This is a genomic window from Streptomyces sp. LS1784 (genome assembly GCF_020103755.1).
GTDB lineage: Bacteria > Actinomycetota > Actinomycetes > Streptomycetales > Streptomycetaceae > Kitasatospora.
In genome coordinates this window covers 1-14,409 of record NZ_JAHSQD010000177.1, presented here as the reverse complement: position 1 = coordinate 14,409, position 14,409 = coordinate 1, and the positions used below count along the sequence as shown (strand labels likewise).

The window sequence follows — 14,409 nt, the reverse complement described above, 5'->3', positions numbered from 1 at the left end:
ACGGCTCGATGAACGTCCACTGCTCGTCGGTGAGTTGCCTACGTGTCACACGCAACGTCCTACCGGATCCCGCTTTCGAGCAAGCACGAAACCGCAATATTGATCACGACATCACACAGGCCCTAGACCTCCGGGAGGGCCTCCCGGCCGCCTTCGGCCGCAGGGCCTCCGTTGTCCACGACGATGTCCTCCGGAATAGTGCCGCTACCCATCCACTGGGCAGCGATCGCCGCCTGCTTCGCCGGGGACTCGCGCCGGAACCAGTCCAGCTGCGCTCCGGAGAGAAGCTCCAGGAAGTTGTCGGCCGCACCCATGCCTGCTCCTTGGGTAGAGGGTTCTTGCTCCTCTCTTCCTACTGCGTACGGGTGCTCCCCGCACGCCCGCCTGGCGGGTCGCCCGCTGCTGCCGTTCCGGGTAGCGGCGTGGAGACCAGCGCAGGTCACGCGGGCTGATTCCCTGTCTGGAGCGGCCGGACGAGGCTGGCGCCCCAGCAACCGACATTCACCCGAGCAGAGGGAAGGCCCCTGACGACGGGCAGCGCACACCGCATTTGGCCGGTCGCCAGCCGGACGAGTACGGCCCGGAGATGTTCCTGTACACGGTGTTCTACCGGCCGGACGGCTCCTGCCGGATCTGCCGGGCCTCGGTCTGCTCGCCGCCTGCCTCCAGGCGGTGCCCGGCCCGTGTTCCGCCGGGCGCCGCCTCGTTGGTCCGGGCATGACCGACTTCGGGTTTGACCGCGTAGAGGTACACCCAGCACTGGGCGCCGGCCCGCTCGGCTGCGCCCAGTGCGCGCGGACGCTGCTGATGTTCCAGGTCCTGGCCGGGCCGGGAGTGCTGGCCGCGCCGGGCGCCTGCCCGGACTGCGGCACACTCACGAGCGACGTTGCCGCCCTGGTCGATGTCCCCGCCGCGGCCGCCGTGCCCCTGCCCAACCGCCCGGGCCGACCCACCGGACGCCACCGCCGCACCCACCAATAGCCGCACACAAGGGCGGTGCGCGCCACGGGCAACGCAAGCTCACCCAGGAGGACACAGGGTCGGCAAGACGGTCAAACGCGCCGAGTCGATCAAGGAGCACCAAGCCCACCGAGGATAGCCAAGCTGAGCATGGCATCAAACATCCTGCGGGCCGGCATCTGCATCGGCTGTCGGAGCCTGTCGCTAAGGTCGGCACATGAGCGTGTCCCTCTACTATTCCGCACGCCGGGTGCTGCCGCTGACCGAAGCCGAGGCGGCCGAGTTGGAGCACATTGTCACCGCCCACCGTGAGTCCTTCCCGTATGCGGACGAGGAGAGTCTGTATCTCTACGGAGACGGAGGCGGCGAGCCGGGTGAGATCGTGGCCGGGTCGACCAAGCTGCCACCTCAGCTGGAGAGGGTGATGCCGGTGATCGCCCACGTGCTCGAGTCCGTGACCGAGCTGCGCCGGGCCCTGTCGAACGCCGAATGGCGCGTGCACATGGATGATCTGGACCTCCCGTGGGACGAGGACGAGGGGTACGCCTTGCCTGGCATATGAGTCGGAATCCGACGCCGTATCCCATCCAGCCCCGGTCCAGGGCGGCGTACAAGGCACCGTGGCCGCGCCGGTGCTCGATCGCCAACGACAGCTCGACCAGGGTCTTCACCGGTCCGTCCGCGCACAGCATGGCGTCTGTGAGCTCGAAGAGCGCGTCCTGGCGGCTGTAGAGGCATTCGTAGAACTCAACCCGAAAGCGGGACAAGATGCCCAACGCCCCACCTGCGGGCCCGTCGACGGGGAGACTCACACGCAGCGGATTGGGGTCTTCGGTGATGGTCTCGCCCTATTAATCCACGGCGCGTGCAATCCCAAGTTCCTGGCAGTATCGGGCCATGTCGAGAGATCCCTTGCTGGTCAGGGCCCAGGGCGTGTGGCAGGAGCTAGCGTCGGTACCGGTCTCGTTCGGTGCGGCGGGCGACGTCGACGTCGTCGTGTCTCCCAGGTCGAGGATCTGCCCGCGCGGGTGGGCGGGCATCGTGCTTCTCGGAGGGGCTGCGATCGTGACTGCTCCGAGCGAGGAAGCCGCCGCCCGCATCCGCAAGGCCGTGGCCGAGCTGCCCGCTGACCAGCTGACAGATCTGGAAGCGGTTGGGAGGGCGCTCCCGAACGGCGAGTTCCTTGGGCCCGCCGGGCTGGCCTATGTCGCCGCCGAAGGCTTCCGGCCAGCCGCGGCGCCGGCCGGCCTGCGCGTCGAGGAAGGGGCCGGCGGGTATTTCGATCTGGGCGATCTGGAACAGGTGGCCGGGACGGCGGACGCCGACGAGGCCGGCCTGGACGAGATGTCCTCTCCCGCGTTCGTTGTCCGGGTGGACGGCCAGGTGGTTGCTGCCGCCGGCTATTACGAATGGCCGGGCCGCGCCGCTCACGTGGGAGTCCTGACCGCGCCTGCCTGGCGTGGCAAGGGTTTGGCTCGCGCGACCGGGTCTGCGGCAGTGCGGCATGCGCTCGCGCAAGGCTTGCTGCCGCAATGGCGGGCCCGGGTCCCGGCGTCGCGGAAGGTCGCGGTCGCGCTGGGGTTCAGCGAGCTGGGCTCCCAGATGAGCTTCGAGCTGGTCTGATCACCGGGGCTGCCCTGCTGCGAGGGTGGCTCACGGCATCTCCTGGTGCTCGGCCTCGGTGGTCTGGAGCCGGTAGGAGTTGGAGCCGGTCTCGATCAGGGTGCATTTGAAGGTGAGCCGATCGGCAACGGCACGGCAAGGACGGCGACGCCCTGGTCGTCCTGACCGACGCAGCGCTCGCCGAGCTCGGCCTGCCGCCACTCGGCCGGGACGAGAAGAAGGACTTCGTCCAGCGTTTGGGCCAGCTGCCGAAGACCCACAAGGCCGTGAAGGCCATCGAGAAGGCCGGCTGGCTGCTCACCCAGCGGGGCCTCGGGCCGTGGGCCAGGGTCTATCGCACGCCCGAGGACGGCCGCCGTTAGTGCGTGCAGCTGTGCATCCCCGCCTGGGGTGCCCTCGCCTCCGGTGGCTGGCAGATCCCCGACGACCTCGGCCCGGCCGGCCTGGCCCGCCTGCTCGGCACCTACGCCACCCGGGTCCTCACCCCGCGCGGCTCCACCGCCGTCTCCGGCCTGGAACTCGTCACCGCACTGCGCCCGCCCACGAGGGCGGTGCGCACCGAGACGGGCTGGACGTCCGGCCCGGTGGAGGGCTCCCGTACGCGGGCGTTCGACCTGGCGCCGCCCGAGGTCCCGGACGTGCACCCGCTCGCCCAGGACCGCGGCCCGGAGCAGGAGCTGGTGACCGAGGCGTGGGACTGGCACCGCGAGCTCACCGAGCGGGAGCAGGCGGCGCCGTTCGCGGTCGGCCTCGACGTCAACATGGCCTTCCTCGCCGCCGCCGGCCGCCTGACCCTCCCGCTATCCGGCCCCGTGCACGAGCTCAACCCGGCCTTCGACAAGAAGCTGCCCGGCTCCTGGCTGGCCGACCTCTCCCACGTCGAGTCGGACCCGCTGCTGCCCTCGCCGTTCACCGCAGACGGCTCCCGGCCGACAGGACCTGCCTGGTACTCCACAGTGAAACTGGCCTACGCCCTGGAGCTCGGCGCCACGGTCCAGCCGACCGAGGCCTGGCTGCGCCACGAGCACGGCCCCTACCTCGACCCCTGGCACAAGCGGCTCCGCCAGGCCTACCTCGACACCATGGCCGCGCTCAGCGTCCCGCTGGACCTGGCCGACCACGACCCGCTCGCGTTCCTGGACGCCATGGCCGCCCTCAAGACCACCGGCGACCCGGCCGAGCTGGCCGTGCTCACCGCCAGGCTCGAGGTGCACCCCGCACGGGTGACGGAACGTCAGCGCGAAAACAGGAGTTCGACGGCGGGGCACCGTGGCTAGAATCGGCCGACACCATTCGCCAGTGCGAGCCCGAGACGAGAAACAGTCCCAGATGAACGAGGATCAGGCCCGCATGGTAGCGGCGCTGTCCGCAGCCGAATACGCGGATGTCGCCGCGCTCCAGCACGAAATCGGCCTGCGGGTCTCGGCCGGTGACTTCGACTGGGCCGTCGGCCTCGGCAGGGACATCGCCAGGCGGGCCACAGCGGAAGGGGGTCCCTCCGGCAACCACCTCGCGGTGCTGGGCCACCTCCTCCGAAGTCTGGCCGGCTGCGCGGTACCGGAGAGCCTGCGCGCTCTGCTCCGGACCCCTCTTTCGCTCTCACCGGACGGCCGGCAACGACAGCGGGAGGAGCGCGCGCTGGCGGCGCTGGTCGCCCACGGTCAAGGTGCCGAGGACATCGAGCGGGTGGTGTACGGGGAGCAGGCGGATGCGGTGCACCCCCGGGAGTTCCGGGCCTGCCTGCTGCACGAGCTGGTGCTCACCGGCATTCCGGTCGAGGACTCTCCTGCCCTCCTCGCCTTCGCGCACAAGCTCGTCGCGGACGGGCATCCGCTCGCCGTACTGCCCCTGCACCTGCTGCCGGAGGAGCAGGGGCTGATCCGCCCGGACGGTGCGGCACCCGACTGGACTTGGGCCGTGTCGTCCCTGACCGGGACGTTTCACGGCGCCGCCGAACTCCATGACACGCCGCTGATGCGGGAGCGTACGGCGGGCATCGACATGACCGAGATCAGCGTCCCCGAGACGGCCGAGGTGATGGGCGCGGCCATCCGACACTGGTGCACGGACTCGAACGGCCTGATCGCCGCTCAGGACTTCTGGTCGCCCGACCCGGTGCCGCCGGAGGACTTCCCCGCCGTGTTCGAACGGCTGCCGCTGACCCCCTGGGAGGAGGAGCGAGCCCGGCTCCACCCGTCGACCGCCGAGGAGGTGTTCCGGATCCTGCTCACCGCGGCCACCCGGGGATCGGCGTACGGCCCGGGGCAGTACGGCGCCCACGGGAGGCTGGCCACCTGGCGCTCGCTCGCCGGGCTGACCGGGGCCCCGGCGGACGCCCCGGTCGAGCGGATCGCCGAGTTGGTCCGGCAGACGCACTGGTTCCGTCCCGACCCCGGCTCCGCCTGGTTCTACGACATCGCCTGGGACCTGGCCGTGGCGGCGCTACGCCCCGACGGCCAGCGGATAGCTGTACTGGCCGCCACTGACACCGACTGACTGACGGCCACCCGACCCAGCACGTACCCGGCCACCAGGGTGACCGCAGCGACCACGACCAGGAGCACGCCGCCGTTCACGCCCACTCGACGCCGTGTTCGGCGAGCTGTGCGAGCTGACCGGGGCTGAGCTTCGCCCGGCGGGCCTTCTGGTTGTTCAACCACGTACCCAGACCGACGTGGACGACCTCGGTGCTCTCCTCCCCGCCAGGACCGGTCACCGACACCTCCAGTGGCTCCTTGTGCGGGCGAGGAACTCGGGGATGCCGCTCCCGCTCCACGAACTGCGCGAGCGCGGCCAGGCCCTGGGCGAACCGGTCCGTGCGGGACACCTTCGGCTTCGCCTCCGCGGCGGCCTTCGCCGCCACCAGCTCGGCGTCGGCCTCGATGCCGATCGCCGACAGCAGATCCCGCTGGTCCGCCTCCAGACCCGGCCACCCGGCCCGCTGCGCCTTCACCCACCGGCCGAGCTGCTCGCCCTCGAACACCGTGTCCACGGGCAGGGCGGTCCAGTCGACCAGGCCGTCGGTGTCCAGCCACCACAGCCGGGCGGTGGCGTAGGCGCGCTGCCAGGTGATCGGCCAGATGGGGCACCACCACGGGTCGATCTCCTCCAGCGCCCGGCGCCGCTCCGGGGCGAGCGAGCCCTGCTCCCCGGCCGGCACCTGCACGGAGGCCCGCAGCTCCGACAACCCGGTGCCGATCGCATACCCGCCGACCGACGCCCGCGCAGGCGCCGCCAGGCTGCCGCCGTGGCCCTTCGCCCAGACCCGCGCCCAGTCGAGACCGGCCTCGAACCTGGCATCGCTCACGGACCAGATCATCCCGAGCGCGTCCAGCATCTCCACTCGGTATGACGCCAGTTCGCCGGCCGCATTCTCACCCCGCCGGTCCGACAGCCACTTTCCGAGCGGATAATTCCCCATCTCCCCGACCAGCGCGGAATAAGGGACGTCAAGCCCGCCGGTCTCCTCGAACCACCGCCGCGCATGCCCGATCCCCTCACGCCACAGCTGCGTCTCACCGACCAGCACCCGCGAGGCGATGAACAGCGCGAGCACGTTCTCGTCCACCGGCGTCTGGAACCGCACCGGCAGCGTGAACGCCCCCGACCCACCCGCACCCACACCGCTCTGACCAGGCCCGACAGCAGCCTCAGCGCTGCGCCCCTTGGTCCGCTTGCCCGACTTCTGCGGCACCGCCAGGGCCTCCACCACCTTGGCGTCGTGCGACCTCAAAGCGGTTATCTGGAGGCGGGGGAGTGTGCGGGACGTTTGTTCTGCAGGGCTGGTCAACGGCAACAGCCCGCCGGTTCCTGGCGGCATCCCACGGCTACTTGTCATAGACGACCTTGAAGCCCTGGGACGCATCCTCGTACCTGGTGAGTTGGCGGCGGAGCGCAGCTGCTGCCTGCGGTGCTCGAAGTTCCAGCTCAGCCCAGTGAGTGAAGCGCAGTTCATTGGGCATCTCGACCAGGCCGGTGATCGCATCCCAGAACGCGGCCCAGTTCATGCCGTAGAACGAGGGGAAACCGAGCTGCTGCTTCAGGAGGCCGTGAAGCTCGCGCTCACTGTGAAGCGCACCGACGTCGATTACCACACGTTGAGGCACATCCGGCTCCGGCTCCTCAGGGTATCCCCAGAAGGACGGGAGCCACCAGCACAGGATTGACCGGTCGTCGGGCCAAGGACGCAGAGCTTTGCTCTCCCGGTCCTCGAACGAGTCCGTGGTCGGGTCGATCGGGCGCCAGCCGGGATCAAGAGATTCATCGTCTGCCGGTGGCCGTACGAACCGTCTGCCGCGCTGATCACAGGCGCCGTAGGTCTGGAAGTTCTGCTGGGCTTCGAAGAGCGAGACGCGGTTTGCGCCGCCCGGCATGAACGGCCAGCGGAACTGCAGCAGGTCGTCTTCCCAGAAGCAGACCGGGCAGATGGCGTATGAGCCGGGCCATCCGTCCTCGACATCGAAGACGAGGTGACCGCAGCAGGGGCAAGGGCGACGGTGATCCACCGGGCCAGTGTGGGTTGCATCCCAGTCAGCAGCGACCCAATTTCGGGAAACGGTCACCGCAGCGGATGGTCCAGCCGGTTGAGGGTCTGCTGCAGCTCTCCCGCAGCGAGCAGTCCGACGAGCACGTCCACCATCCCCGCGAGGCCCGGTGAACGGACGATCAAGCCGTCAGGACACGAGAAGTACCCGCCGCCCAGTGACTCTCCGGTACCGTCCCACCGCTCCATCAGCCGGCCGACTTCGCCTACGGTCAGAATCGTTGCCCCCCACCGTGACCCGTCGGGGAGGCTGACTTCCGCATCGATGTTGCAGACCTCGTCGAGGTCCTCATCCGGATCCGGCAGGAAGCGGATCTCAGAGGGCGTTCGGTAGGGGATTCCCCCCAACTGTCCCGCTTTGATTCTTGCGGCACGGACTCGGTTCCAGGATCTCGTGGCGACCGGGCCCGTTTCCGCGGTATTGATCAACCGTGACGGAACGACGCAGGTATCCCTCTCGCCGAACGCCCCGGAACGCCTCCCCCGAGGAGGCCCTGCGCCAGGCCAAGGAGGCGGCCGGGGTCTGGACGTCCGGATCTGCGGCGGGCCCACCACGGTGCGGGAGTTCCTGGCCGGGGATCTGATCGACTTCCTGCCCGTGGCGGTGGTTGCCGATCGTGCTGGGGCGCGGCGTGCGGCTGTGGGACGGCCTGGAGGGGCTGGAGCAGCGCTTTGACGTGGAGTCCACCACCATGCCGAGCGGGGTCACGCACCTGGCCTTCACCCGCAGGCCGCGGTAATTCGGGTGACAGCGGCGGCCCGGTCGACCATCATCGGTCGGTGGCCGACACCTTGGACGTTCTGGAACTGCGCATCATCTGCCCACCGGCTGCCGAGGTCGGGCTGGAGGTCCGCCCGATCATCGGCGGACGGGACGTGTTCGCCGACTCCCCCTACCGGAGCGTCAGACCAAGGCACCTGCTGGGTTCGGCCAGGCTACTGCGGGCCACCGCCACCCCTCGCGAGGTCCGCATCGCCAAGACCGGATGCGTGGAGGAGTGCTGCGGCGCCGTCCACGTGACGATCAGGCGCGAGATGGAGCACGTGCTCTGGACGGGCTGGCGCAATCCGATGGACAAGGATTTCAGCCTCGCCGACTGCCGGTTCTCCGCCGCCCAGTACGACGCCGAGGTCGCCCGGGCCGAGGCGGACCGCAGGTGGCAGTGGCCCGGCACCCTGGTCGCCGATCTACTCGAAGCGAAGCTGACGGGAGACGGCAGTGGGCTGGCCGCGTGGGACTGCGAGCTCGAAGCGATCTGGGACAGTTGGAACGAACCCGACTGGATCGACGTCGTGCTGCGCCATCCCCGCGACTGCGACGAGCGCAAGGACCGCTGGCTCCAGTTCGGGATCAGGCTGCCGATCTCCGCGGACGACCCCGCCGGTCAGGCGGAGCAACTCGAAGCCCGGCTGACCGCCGAAGATCCCCGTGCCACGGCGCAGGTCTGGGGCGGTTCGCAGACGGCCGCCGAGAAGCTCGGCTACCGCTGGCCGCCGGAGTACCCCTGGGACTCGTGAGCAGGTGACCCTCAGTGGGCGTTCGATACCGGTTTAGGCTGCCACGAGTGGTTTCGGGCGGAGGTATTGCCCGGTTCTGTTCGGGTCGGCGGTCAGGCGGCTGGTCATGGAGTTCACCATGGCCCACTGGATCATCGAGCGTGACCGGTCCGGCAGTTCCTCGTAGTCGCGGTGGAGCCGCCGGTACCGGGACATGATCCCGAAGGTCTGCTCCACCCGCCAGCGGATCGGCTGCACGACGAAGCCCTTCTGTTCCTTGTCCCGGGCCACGACCTCGACATCGATGTCGAGTGCGGCGCCGTGCTTGACGACGCCGTTGTTGTAGCCGGCGTCCACCCATGCCTTGGTCACCGTGGACAGCTACCTGTACGCCACCGACGCCCCCTCCCCGCTGGAGCTGCTCCCGGTCAAGGACGACGGCACCCCGGTCCCCGGCGCGCTGCGCCTGGGTATCGCCCCGGGCAGCCACAAGCACGAGTCCTCGATCCCGCTCACGGCCGTGGTCGAGGCGATGGAGCGCCGGGAGCACCCCTCCAAGCTGGTCCACCGCTACACCACCGACGGCACCGCGATCGGCCCGGAGCAGAGCGGTGCCGACGGCGGGGCCGCCGGCACCGGCAACGACGATGAGGAAGGCGGGAACTGATGGCGGGCAAGGGGTTGTTCGGCCGGGTGCGGGAAGCGCTGTTCCCCTCCCGGAAGGCACCGGTGCAGTCCACGACACAGGCCGGCCAGGTACGGGACCGCAAGTACGGCGGGAACACCAAGGCCATGGCCGCCGCCTACGGCGTCTCGCCGCGCACGGTGCAGCGCTGGATCGACGGCTCCCGCCACCCCACCCCCAAGCACGTCGACCAGCTGCAGCGCGAGGCGGTCGAGGTGCAGACCACCGAACGCGGCCGGGAGCGCAAGGCCAAGCAACTCGCGCAGCGCGGCACCGTCTCCGGAATCGGGGCCCGGGTCGGCCGCGCCGTCAGCTTCGAGATCCGCGGTTCGGACGCGGTCCGGGCCCGCGACATCCACCTGAACCTGACGGGCGAGCAGGCCGCCGCCCTGGCCCTCGCCGAAGACGAGGACGAGGTGCGCGCCGTGATCGGCCAAGTTCTCGCGGACTACTTCAATGGCGGCGCCGGCTACGGCGGCTTCTCGGCCGACGACTTCGACTTCGACCCCAACGACTTCGACCTGAACTGACCTACCTACCACGCAGGGGCGTTTCAAAGTCCCGGTGATCACGTGAGTCCGCAGGCCAGAGCGGTCTGGAGGGTCCGGGGCGGCCCGTCACGTACGCATCGAAGCTCCGGTTGAACGAGGTGACCTTGCCAAGTCGCCTTGAACCGCTGGAGCTTCGATGTGCCGTCAGTCTGCCACTGTCTGTCTCGTCAAGTCGCCCGCTCTGGAGGATGTAGCGGGGCTCTCGCTGGCGGAGCGCCTGTGGGCGCTGCCCGATCCGCGTCGGCGGCGCGGTGTGCGTCACCCGTTTGTGGCGGTGCTGCTGCTTGCCGCCTCGGCGGTGGTCGCCGGCGCGCGCTCGTATGCGGCGATCGGCCAGTGGTCCACGAGTGCTCCGCAGCAGGCCCTGGCGCGGCTGGGCGCTCGTGTGGCGGGCGTGTTGGGGGTGCGCGTCGCGCCGAGCGCTGCCACGATCCGGCGGATCGTCAACCTGGTCTGTCCCGGCGGCCTGGCCGATCTGACCGGTGCGGATCCCGGCGGTGCGGACTCGGTTTCCGTGGATGGCAAGGCCGCCCGTGGCTCCCGGCTCGGCCGGACTCCCGCTGCCCACCTGCTGGCCGCGATGACCGGCGACGGCCGGACCATCACCCAGTTGCGGGTTCCCGACAGGACCAACGAAATCACCTGCTTCGCCGGGCGCTGCTCGGTGTGCTGAAGGCCGCGACGGTCAAGCAGGTCTGGCAGCTCGCGCAGCCCGGCCATGAGCAGCCGAACACCGTCGCGGGCGGACTGCGGGACATGGCGCGTCCGGAGAGCCGGCTGACCGAGCAGCGCGGCAAGACCGCCGGCCTCAAGAAGAAGCCAGACACCGACGGCGGGGGCGGCGGCGAGGGCGGCCAGGCCGTTCCCGCCATGTCGAAGACGAGGACGAGACTTCCGTGGCCTGTACGCGTTGAGTGTCGATCGGCGGCGTGGTTGGCACCTGAAAAGCATGTTGAACGTGTTCAAATTTACTGCCATGATGGGGCCGCTCCAGCAGCAGCCGAGCCGTCGGCGCCCCGACGGCTCGGTACTTCACTCTGCGCCGCACGGGGAGGAGAACAACCGCACATGGACAGGGCAGTGATGCGTACGGGGAGGGCTCGCGGTGCGCGTGCCGCGGCCTGGGTGCTGGTACCGGTGTCCTGCATCGCGGCGGCGTCAGGCTGCGGGGCACTCGGATCGCGGCCGGACGAGGTCTTGATCAGCCAGAGCGACCTGGCCGGCGCCTGGACGAACGGCGACGGCATGACGCCGCGGTTCGACACTGATCACCACGTCGCTTCCCGCGTACAAGTCGGCTCCTGTGAGCTCGACGGAACTTGGGAGTTCCATGTCTGCGACTCCGGTGCCTCCAGCCATTCCGACCGGGCCGACACCGGGGGCTATGGAGCATCCGTTTCAGTTTTCCAACCCCACCGCGTCACCCTGTGAGTGGCGGCCTCTAACGTGGACGGAGACCCCGGACCTGCGATGAAGAAAATGAAGAAAACCGTACTGGCCGTCGCAGTGGGCTGCGTGCTGACGCTGACCATCCTGGCCTTCGTGTTCCTGAATCCCTTCGGCGGTTCGATCAAGACGGAGGAACTCCTGGGCTCCTGGACCGGCTCTCAGGGGGCGCAGCTGACCCTGCATGAGGACGGCACCCTGTCCGCCGTCAACATCCCCACCGAGTTCGCGGACGTGGACGCCATTGCTGTCCGGCAGTTCAGCGGTCAGGGCAGCTGGAGCCTGGAGGAGAAGTCCACCCTGGCAGACCAGCAGATCGACGTGACGCTCGACGCGTCGGACGGCACCAGAACCAGCGTGCGGCTGCGCGTACGCGGTGACGGCGTCCGCGACGGGATCTACATCCCGGTGTCCGAGGACTCCCCGAAGAAGTTCGTGTTCAGGAAGTCCTGACACCTCGCGGACGCCACCGCACCGGGCGGGTGGGGCCGGATCGTCCGGCCCCCGCCCTGTCGTCGTTCTCGGCACCGACGACGGACGACGAACGAGGTCCACTTGGACTGTCCGCCGCCGGGCCGAGCAACGAGCCCGTGGCAGGTAGATGTCAATCCTCAGGGCCCGGCTGCGATATGCCGATCTGGTGTCAGTGGGTGGGCTGTCAGCGACGGTATGTCAGCTGGATGGCTGTTGAGGCTGTTCAGCGGGGTCTGGAGGGTTCAGGTGCTGCTGTCATGAGGATGGTATGGCGGGTGGTGTTCGCTGTCGTGAGGTGGTGTTCAGCTGACAGCCCGGGGCCCGCACGCCCCGATCTGGTGGCGCTTCGGCAGCCATCAGTGGCAGAACCTCACCGACGCCCTCGCCGACACCGAGTACCTCACCCGCACCCGGGCCCGCCTCGCGGCCGAGGAGCAGGCCGCCGAAGACGAGAAGGAACAGCGCCTGGAAGCCACCCGCTGCCCGGGCTGCGACCGTCGCGAGGGCGAGTACGACTGGACGCCCGGCGCCAGCGACGGCACCGAGCTCTGCTACGACTGCCGCAAGGAAGCCGACGACACCCGCGAGCACGACGTCCTGCTCGCCGCCCGCCGGGCGAACGCCGCCATGCACCCCTGCCACACCTGCCAGGGTTCCATCGGAGGCAAACCGGACTCGGTCGCCGAACTGCGCAAGCCGGCCGACCCGTACCGCCTGGAATGCCCCGACTGCGACGACAACCGCCACGCCAACGGCCGCCCGCCGATCATTCTTCCCCTGCCCACCAACCGCGACCGCCGCCGTGCCGCCGCGGGCAGGCTCGACGACCCGTACTGGTACATCCGCCTGCACCACGCGAAGGAGTACCCCAACCGCTGACCAGGCCCCATGGACGGCAGTGACCGAAGCGACCGACACCGAAGGCGGTGCGTGTGAAGTTGCATTTCGTTGTCGTGGCGAGTTGCAACGGTTTGTCGCGTCGTCCTGTGGGCCGATGCCTGGTCAGACATCCCATGGCGTAGGGACGTCAAGCGGCTGTGGCGAGGGTTGCGTGGTGTGACCATGCGGTGGCCTCGTCGTAGAGGGCTCGGGTCTTGAGGCATCCGTGGAGGATGCCGACGAGGCGGTTGCCGAGCTGGCGCAGGGCGGGGTTGTATCCGGCGTCGCGGGCTCGCTGTTTGTCGTAGTAGCGGCGGGCGCCGGGCGAGGTGTTGATGGCGGAGAAGGCCTGCCTGTGGAGGGCGTCGGCGAGGCGGTCGTTGCGCGCGTGTCGGGCGTAGACGGCGTGGGTCCTGCCGGAGGCGCGGGTGATCGGGCTGGTGCCGGCGTAGTTCTTGCGGGCCTTGGCGGAGGTGTAGCGGGTGGGATCGTCCCCGAACTCGGCCAGCACCCGGGCGCCGGTGATTTTGCCGATGCCGGGCATCGACAGGTAGATCTCAGCGTCCGGGTGCGCGAGAAAATGCGCGCTCACCTGCTGTTCCAGCGCGGCTATCTGCTCGTTCAGCGCGATCAGCAGGTTGGCGTGCGCTGTCGCCGCCGCGGCGTAGGCGGCGGCGACCGGTGCGGCGATGGCGAGCTGGGGCTCGCGCAGGCCGGCCTGGATCGCGGCGGCTCTCTGGTCCCGGTTGCGGCGGCGGTGCCGGGCCAGGACGGCGAGGATCTGCGGGCTCGTCAGCTTCGCCGCCTGCTCGGGCGTTGGGGCCTTGACCAGCAGTTCCAGCGCGTCGGTGCTGGTCAGTTCCAGGCCCGCGTAGGCGTTCAGCGCGCCGGGGAAGTACTCGCGCAGTGTGTTCCGAAGCCGCTGGAACGCGCGGGTGCGTTCCCAGATCAGGGTCTGGTGAGCACGGGCGACGACCTTGATCGCCTGGGCCTGGTCGCTGTCCCCGGCAACCGGCCGCAGCTGGTCGCCGTCGATGCGGACCATGTCGGCCAGTGCGTGGGCGTCGCCCTTGTCGCTCTTGGCCCCGGAGGTGCCGTACCGCTCCTTGAACCGGGCCGCCTGGCGGGGGTTGACCGCGTAGACGCGGTAGCCGGCCGCGATCAGCGCCTGCACCCACGGTCCCCGGTCGGTCTCGATCCCGACCGCCACCTGCCCGGGCCCCAGGTCCTCGCCGCCGTGGCGGGCGACGAGGGCGTGCAGCTTCGCGATGCCCTCCACGCCCTCCGGCAGCCGCGCGGTACCCAGCCTGCGGCCCGTCTCGTCCTGGACCTCGACGTCGTGGTGATCTTCGGCCCAGTCGTCACCGATGAACAGCACCAGCACCCGCCCTTTCGCTCTTGTCCGGTCATGCGCAGCCTGCGGAAGGCGCGGCTCGCTCTCTAATGGATCAAGTGCTCACGCCCAACCGCCCGGCGGGCACGCCATCCCATCAGCAGTCAGGCCTCCCAGCCGACCAGCGGGGGCACGGTCTGACCACAGAACTCGCAATGGCTCGGAGGCTAGGAGTGCTCACCCGCTGGCGGCTACGGACCGTAGTTTCTCCTACGGTCCGATGAGGCCCATTAGGTCCTGTCCGGTCGATCATGAGCGGAGCCAGATGGCCAGTGCCGCGACGGTGACCGTGCCGAGGAAGACGTAGACGCGCTTGTCATATCTGGTCGCGACGGCGCGGAAGTTCTTCAGCTTGTTG

At 69.6% G+C, this 14,409-nt stretch carries 19 protein-coding genes and 3 pseudogenes; 14 read left to right on the top strand and 8 right to left on the bottom strand.

From position 1 onward, the window contains the following. Positions 1 to 122 precede the first annotated feature (122 nt). Positions 123 to 314 (bottom strand): hypothetical protein, encoded by a 192-nt coding sequence (locus KS423_RS20975; RefSeq protein ID WP_224281103.1) that lies wholly within the window; start codon positions 312 to 314, stop codon positions 123 to 125. A gap of 403 nt (positions 315 to 717) precedes the next feature. Between KS423_RS20975 and KS423_RS20970 the strand changes: the two genes are divergently transcribed. Both KS423_RS20970 and KS423_RS20965 read left to right on the top strand, forming a co-directional pair. Further along, the gene (locus KS423_RS20970) at positions 718 to 981 is read left to right on the top strand and encodes a hypothetical protein (RefSeq protein WP_224281102.1); all 264 of its coding nucleotides are present in this window, start codon (positions 718 to 720) and stop codon (positions 979 to 981) included. A 196-nt stretch (positions 982 to 1,177) separates the two neighbouring features. Then, positions 1,178 to 1,522 (top strand): hypothetical protein, encoded by a 345-nt coding sequence (locus KS423_RS20965; RefSeq protein WP_224281101.1) that lies wholly within the window; start codon positions 1,178 to 1,180, stop codon positions 1,520 to 1,522. 27 nt (positions 1,523 to 1,549) lie between these two features. Here the strand turns inward: KS423_RS20965 and KS423_RS20960 are convergent. Beyond that, positions 1,550 to 1,736: pseudogene (locus tag KS423_RS20960) on the bottom strand (transposase); the annotation flags it as partial. A gap of 121 nt (positions 1,737 to 1,857) precedes the next feature. On the opposite strand from KS423_RS20960, the gene KS423_RS20955 reads away from it, so the two are divergent. The 4 genes from KS423_RS20955 to KS423_RS20945 all read left to right on the top strand — a co-directional run bounded on the left by KS423_RS20955 (position 1,858) and on the right by KS423_RS20945 (position 5,079). Continuing rightward, complete coding sequence (locus tag KS423_RS20955) at positions 1,858 to 2,583, top strand: GNAT family N-acetyltransferase (RefSeq protein ID WP_224281100.1); 726 nt, start codon at positions 1,858 to 1,860, stop codon at positions 2,581 to 2,583. Between the two features lie 236 nt (positions 2,584 to 2,819). Beyond that, positions 2,820 to 2,945: a hypothetical protein gene (locus tag KS423_RS47460; protein WP_263455079.1), complete on the top strand. Its 126-nt coding sequence runs from the start codon at positions 2,820 to 2,822 to the stop codon at positions 2,943 to 2,945. 3 nt (positions 2,946 to 2,948) lie between these two features. Next, positions 2,949 to 3,860 carry a hypothetical protein gene (locus KS423_RS20950; protein ID WP_224281099.1) on the top strand — a complete coding sequence of 304 codons (912 nt, stop codon included), beginning with the start codon at positions 2,949 to 2,951 and terminating at the stop codon, positions 3,858 to 3,860. A gap of 52 nt (positions 3,861 to 3,912) precedes the next feature. Continuing rightward, positions 3,913 to 5,079, top strand: coding sequence for a DUF6183 family protein (locus tag KS423_RS20945; RefSeq protein ID WP_224281098.1), 1,167 nt, complete (start codon positions 3,913 to 3,915; stop codon positions 5,077 to 5,079). 76 nt (positions 5,080 to 5,155) lie between these two features. On the opposite strand, the gene KS423_RS20940 is transcribed toward KS423_RS20945, so the two are convergent. From KS423_RS20940 to KS423_RS20930, 3 genes are all read right to left on the bottom strand, one after another. Then, entirely contained in the window at positions 5,156 to 6,316 is a 1,161-nt protein-coding gene (locus tag KS423_RS20940; RefSeq protein WP_224281097.1) for a helicase associated domain-containing protein, read from the bottom strand. Positions 6,317 to 6,410: 94 nt separating this feature from the next. Continuing rightward, the gene (locus KS423_RS48055) at positions 6,411 to 7,088 is read right to left on the bottom strand and encodes a CPCC family cysteine-rich protein (RefSeq protein ID WP_224281096.1); all 678 of its coding nucleotides are present in this window, start codon (positions 7,086 to 7,088) and stop codon (positions 6,411 to 6,413) included. Positions 7,089 to 7,141: 53 nt separating this feature from the next. Continuing rightward, the gene (locus KS423_RS20930; RefSeq protein ID WP_224281095.1) at positions 7,142 to 7,474 is read right to left on the bottom strand and encodes a hypothetical protein; all 333 of its coding nucleotides are present in this window, start codon (positions 7,472 to 7,474) and stop codon (positions 7,142 to 7,144) included. A gap of 125 nt (positions 7,475 to 7,599) precedes the next feature. Here KS423_RS20930 and KS423_RS20925 point away from each other — a divergent pair. After that, a pseudogene (locus KS423_RS20925) lies at positions 7,600 to 7,866 on the top strand (dihydrofolate reductase family protein); the annotation flags it as partial. A gap of 40 nt (positions 7,867 to 7,906) precedes the next feature. Continuing rightward, positions 7,907 to 8,644, top strand: coding sequence for a hypothetical protein (locus KS423_RS20920; protein ID WP_224281094.1), 738 nt, complete (start codon positions 7,907 to 7,909; stop codon positions 8,642 to 8,644). A gap of 33 nt (positions 8,645 to 8,677) precedes the next feature. Here the strand turns inward: KS423_RS20920 and KS423_RS20915 are convergent, their stop codons facing one another. Then, positions 8,678 to 8,995: a transposase gene (locus tag KS423_RS20915; RefSeq protein WP_224281093.1), complete on the bottom strand. Its 318-nt coding sequence runs from the start codon at positions 8,993 to 8,995 to the stop codon at positions 8,678 to 8,680. Position 8,996: 1 nt separating this feature from the next. Here KS423_RS20915 and KS423_RS20910 point away from each other — a divergent pair, with 1 nt between their 5' ends. The 6 genes from KS423_RS20910 (at position 8,997) to KS423_RS20885 (ending at position 12,658) form a co-directional block, all read left to right on the top strand. Next, complete coding sequence (locus KS423_RS20910; protein WP_224281092.1) at positions 8,997 to 9,290, top strand: hypothetical protein; 294 nt, start codon at positions 8,997 to 8,999, stop codon at positions 9,288 to 9,290. Continuing rightward, positions 9,290 to 9,838, top strand: a complete 549-nt coding sequence (locus KS423_RS20905) for a hypothetical protein (protein WP_224281091.1) — start codon at positions 9,290 to 9,292, stop codon at positions 9,836 to 9,838. The genes KS423_RS20910 and KS423_RS20905 overlap by 1 nt, the downstream gene beginning before the upstream one ends. Positions 9,839 to 9,995: 157 nt before the next feature. Next, the gene (locus tag KS423_RS20900) at positions 9,996 to 10,532 is read left to right on the top strand and encodes a transposase family protein (RefSeq protein ID WP_224281090.1); all 537 of its coding nucleotides are present in this window, start codon (positions 9,996 to 9,998) and stop codon (positions 10,530 to 10,532) included. Beyond that, positions 10,526 to 11,290 carry a hypothetical protein gene (locus KS423_RS20895; RefSeq protein WP_224281089.1) on the top strand — a complete coding sequence of 255 codons (765 nt, stop codon included), beginning with the start codon at positions 10,526 to 10,528 and terminating at the stop codon, positions 11,288 to 11,290. Before KS423_RS20900 ends, KS423_RS20895 begins: the two co-directional genes overlap by 7 nt. A 48-nt stretch (positions 11,291 to 11,338) precedes the next feature. Then, on the top strand, positions 11,339 to 11,758 hold the full coding sequence (locus KS423_RS20890) for a hypothetical protein (RefSeq protein WP_224281088.1): 420 nt from the start codon (positions 11,339 to 11,341) through the stop codon (positions 11,756 to 11,758). Between the two features lie 648 nt (positions 11,759 to 12,406). Further along, a complete protein-coding gene (locus KS423_RS20885) occupies positions 12,407 to 12,658 on the top strand; it encodes a hypothetical protein (protein ID WP_224281087.1) in 252 nt (83 codons plus the stop codon). A gap of 148 nt (positions 12,659 to 12,806) precedes the next feature. On the opposite strand, the gene KS423_RS20880 is transcribed toward KS423_RS20885, so the two are convergent. Beyond that, on the bottom strand, positions 12,807 to 14,036 hold the full coding sequence (locus KS423_RS20880) for an IS110 family transposase (RefSeq protein WP_224281104.1): 1,230 nt from the start codon (positions 14,034 to 14,036) through the stop codon (positions 12,807 to 12,809). 264 nt (positions 14,037 to 14,300) lie between these two features. Continuing rightward, positions 14,301 to 14,409 (bottom strand): annotated as a pseudogene (locus KS423_RS20875) (IS5/IS1182 family transposase); the annotation flags it as partial.

What these genes read in the sequence shown, in the direction of transcription:
- KS423_RS20905 (WP_224281091.1), top strand. Translation starts at nt 9,290, where the DNA reads ATGGCGGGCAAGGGGTTGTTCGGCCGGGTGCGGGAAGCGCTGTTCCCC.
- KS423_RS20975 (WP_224281103.1), bottom strand. Translation starts at nt 314, where the DNA reads ATGGGTGCGGCCGACAACTTCCTGGAGCTTCTCTCCGGAGCGCAGCTG.
- KS423_RS20900 (WP_224281090.1), top strand. Translation starts at nt 9,996, where the DNA reads ATGTGCCGTCAGTCTGCCACTGTCTGTCTCGTCAAGTCGCCCGCTCTG.
- KS423_RS20885 (WP_224281087.1), top strand. Translation starts at nt 12,407, where the DNA reads ATGCACCCCTGCCACACCTGCCAGGGTTCCATCGGAGGCAAACCGGAC.
- KS423_RS20970 (WP_224281102.1), top strand. Translation starts at nt 718, where the DNA reads ATGACCGACTTCGGGTTTGACCGCGTAGAGGTACACCCAGCACTGGGC.
- KS423_RS20945 (WP_224281098.1), top strand. Translation starts at nt 3,913, where the DNA reads ATGAACGAGGATCAGGCCCGCATGGTAGCGGCGCTGTCCGCAGCCGAA.
- KS423_RS20955 (WP_224281100.1), top strand. Translation starts at nt 1,858, where the DNA reads ATGTCGAGAGATCCCTTGCTGGTCAGGGCCCAGGGCGTGTGGCAGGAG.
- KS423_RS20890 (WP_224281088.1), top strand. Translation starts at nt 11,339, where the DNA reads ATGAAGAAAACCGTACTGGCCGTCGCAGTGGGCTGCGTGCTGACGCTG.
- KS423_RS20965 (WP_224281101.1), top strand. Translation starts at nt 1,178, where the DNA reads ATGAGCGTGTCCCTCTACTATTCCGCACGCCGGGTGCTGCCGCTGACC.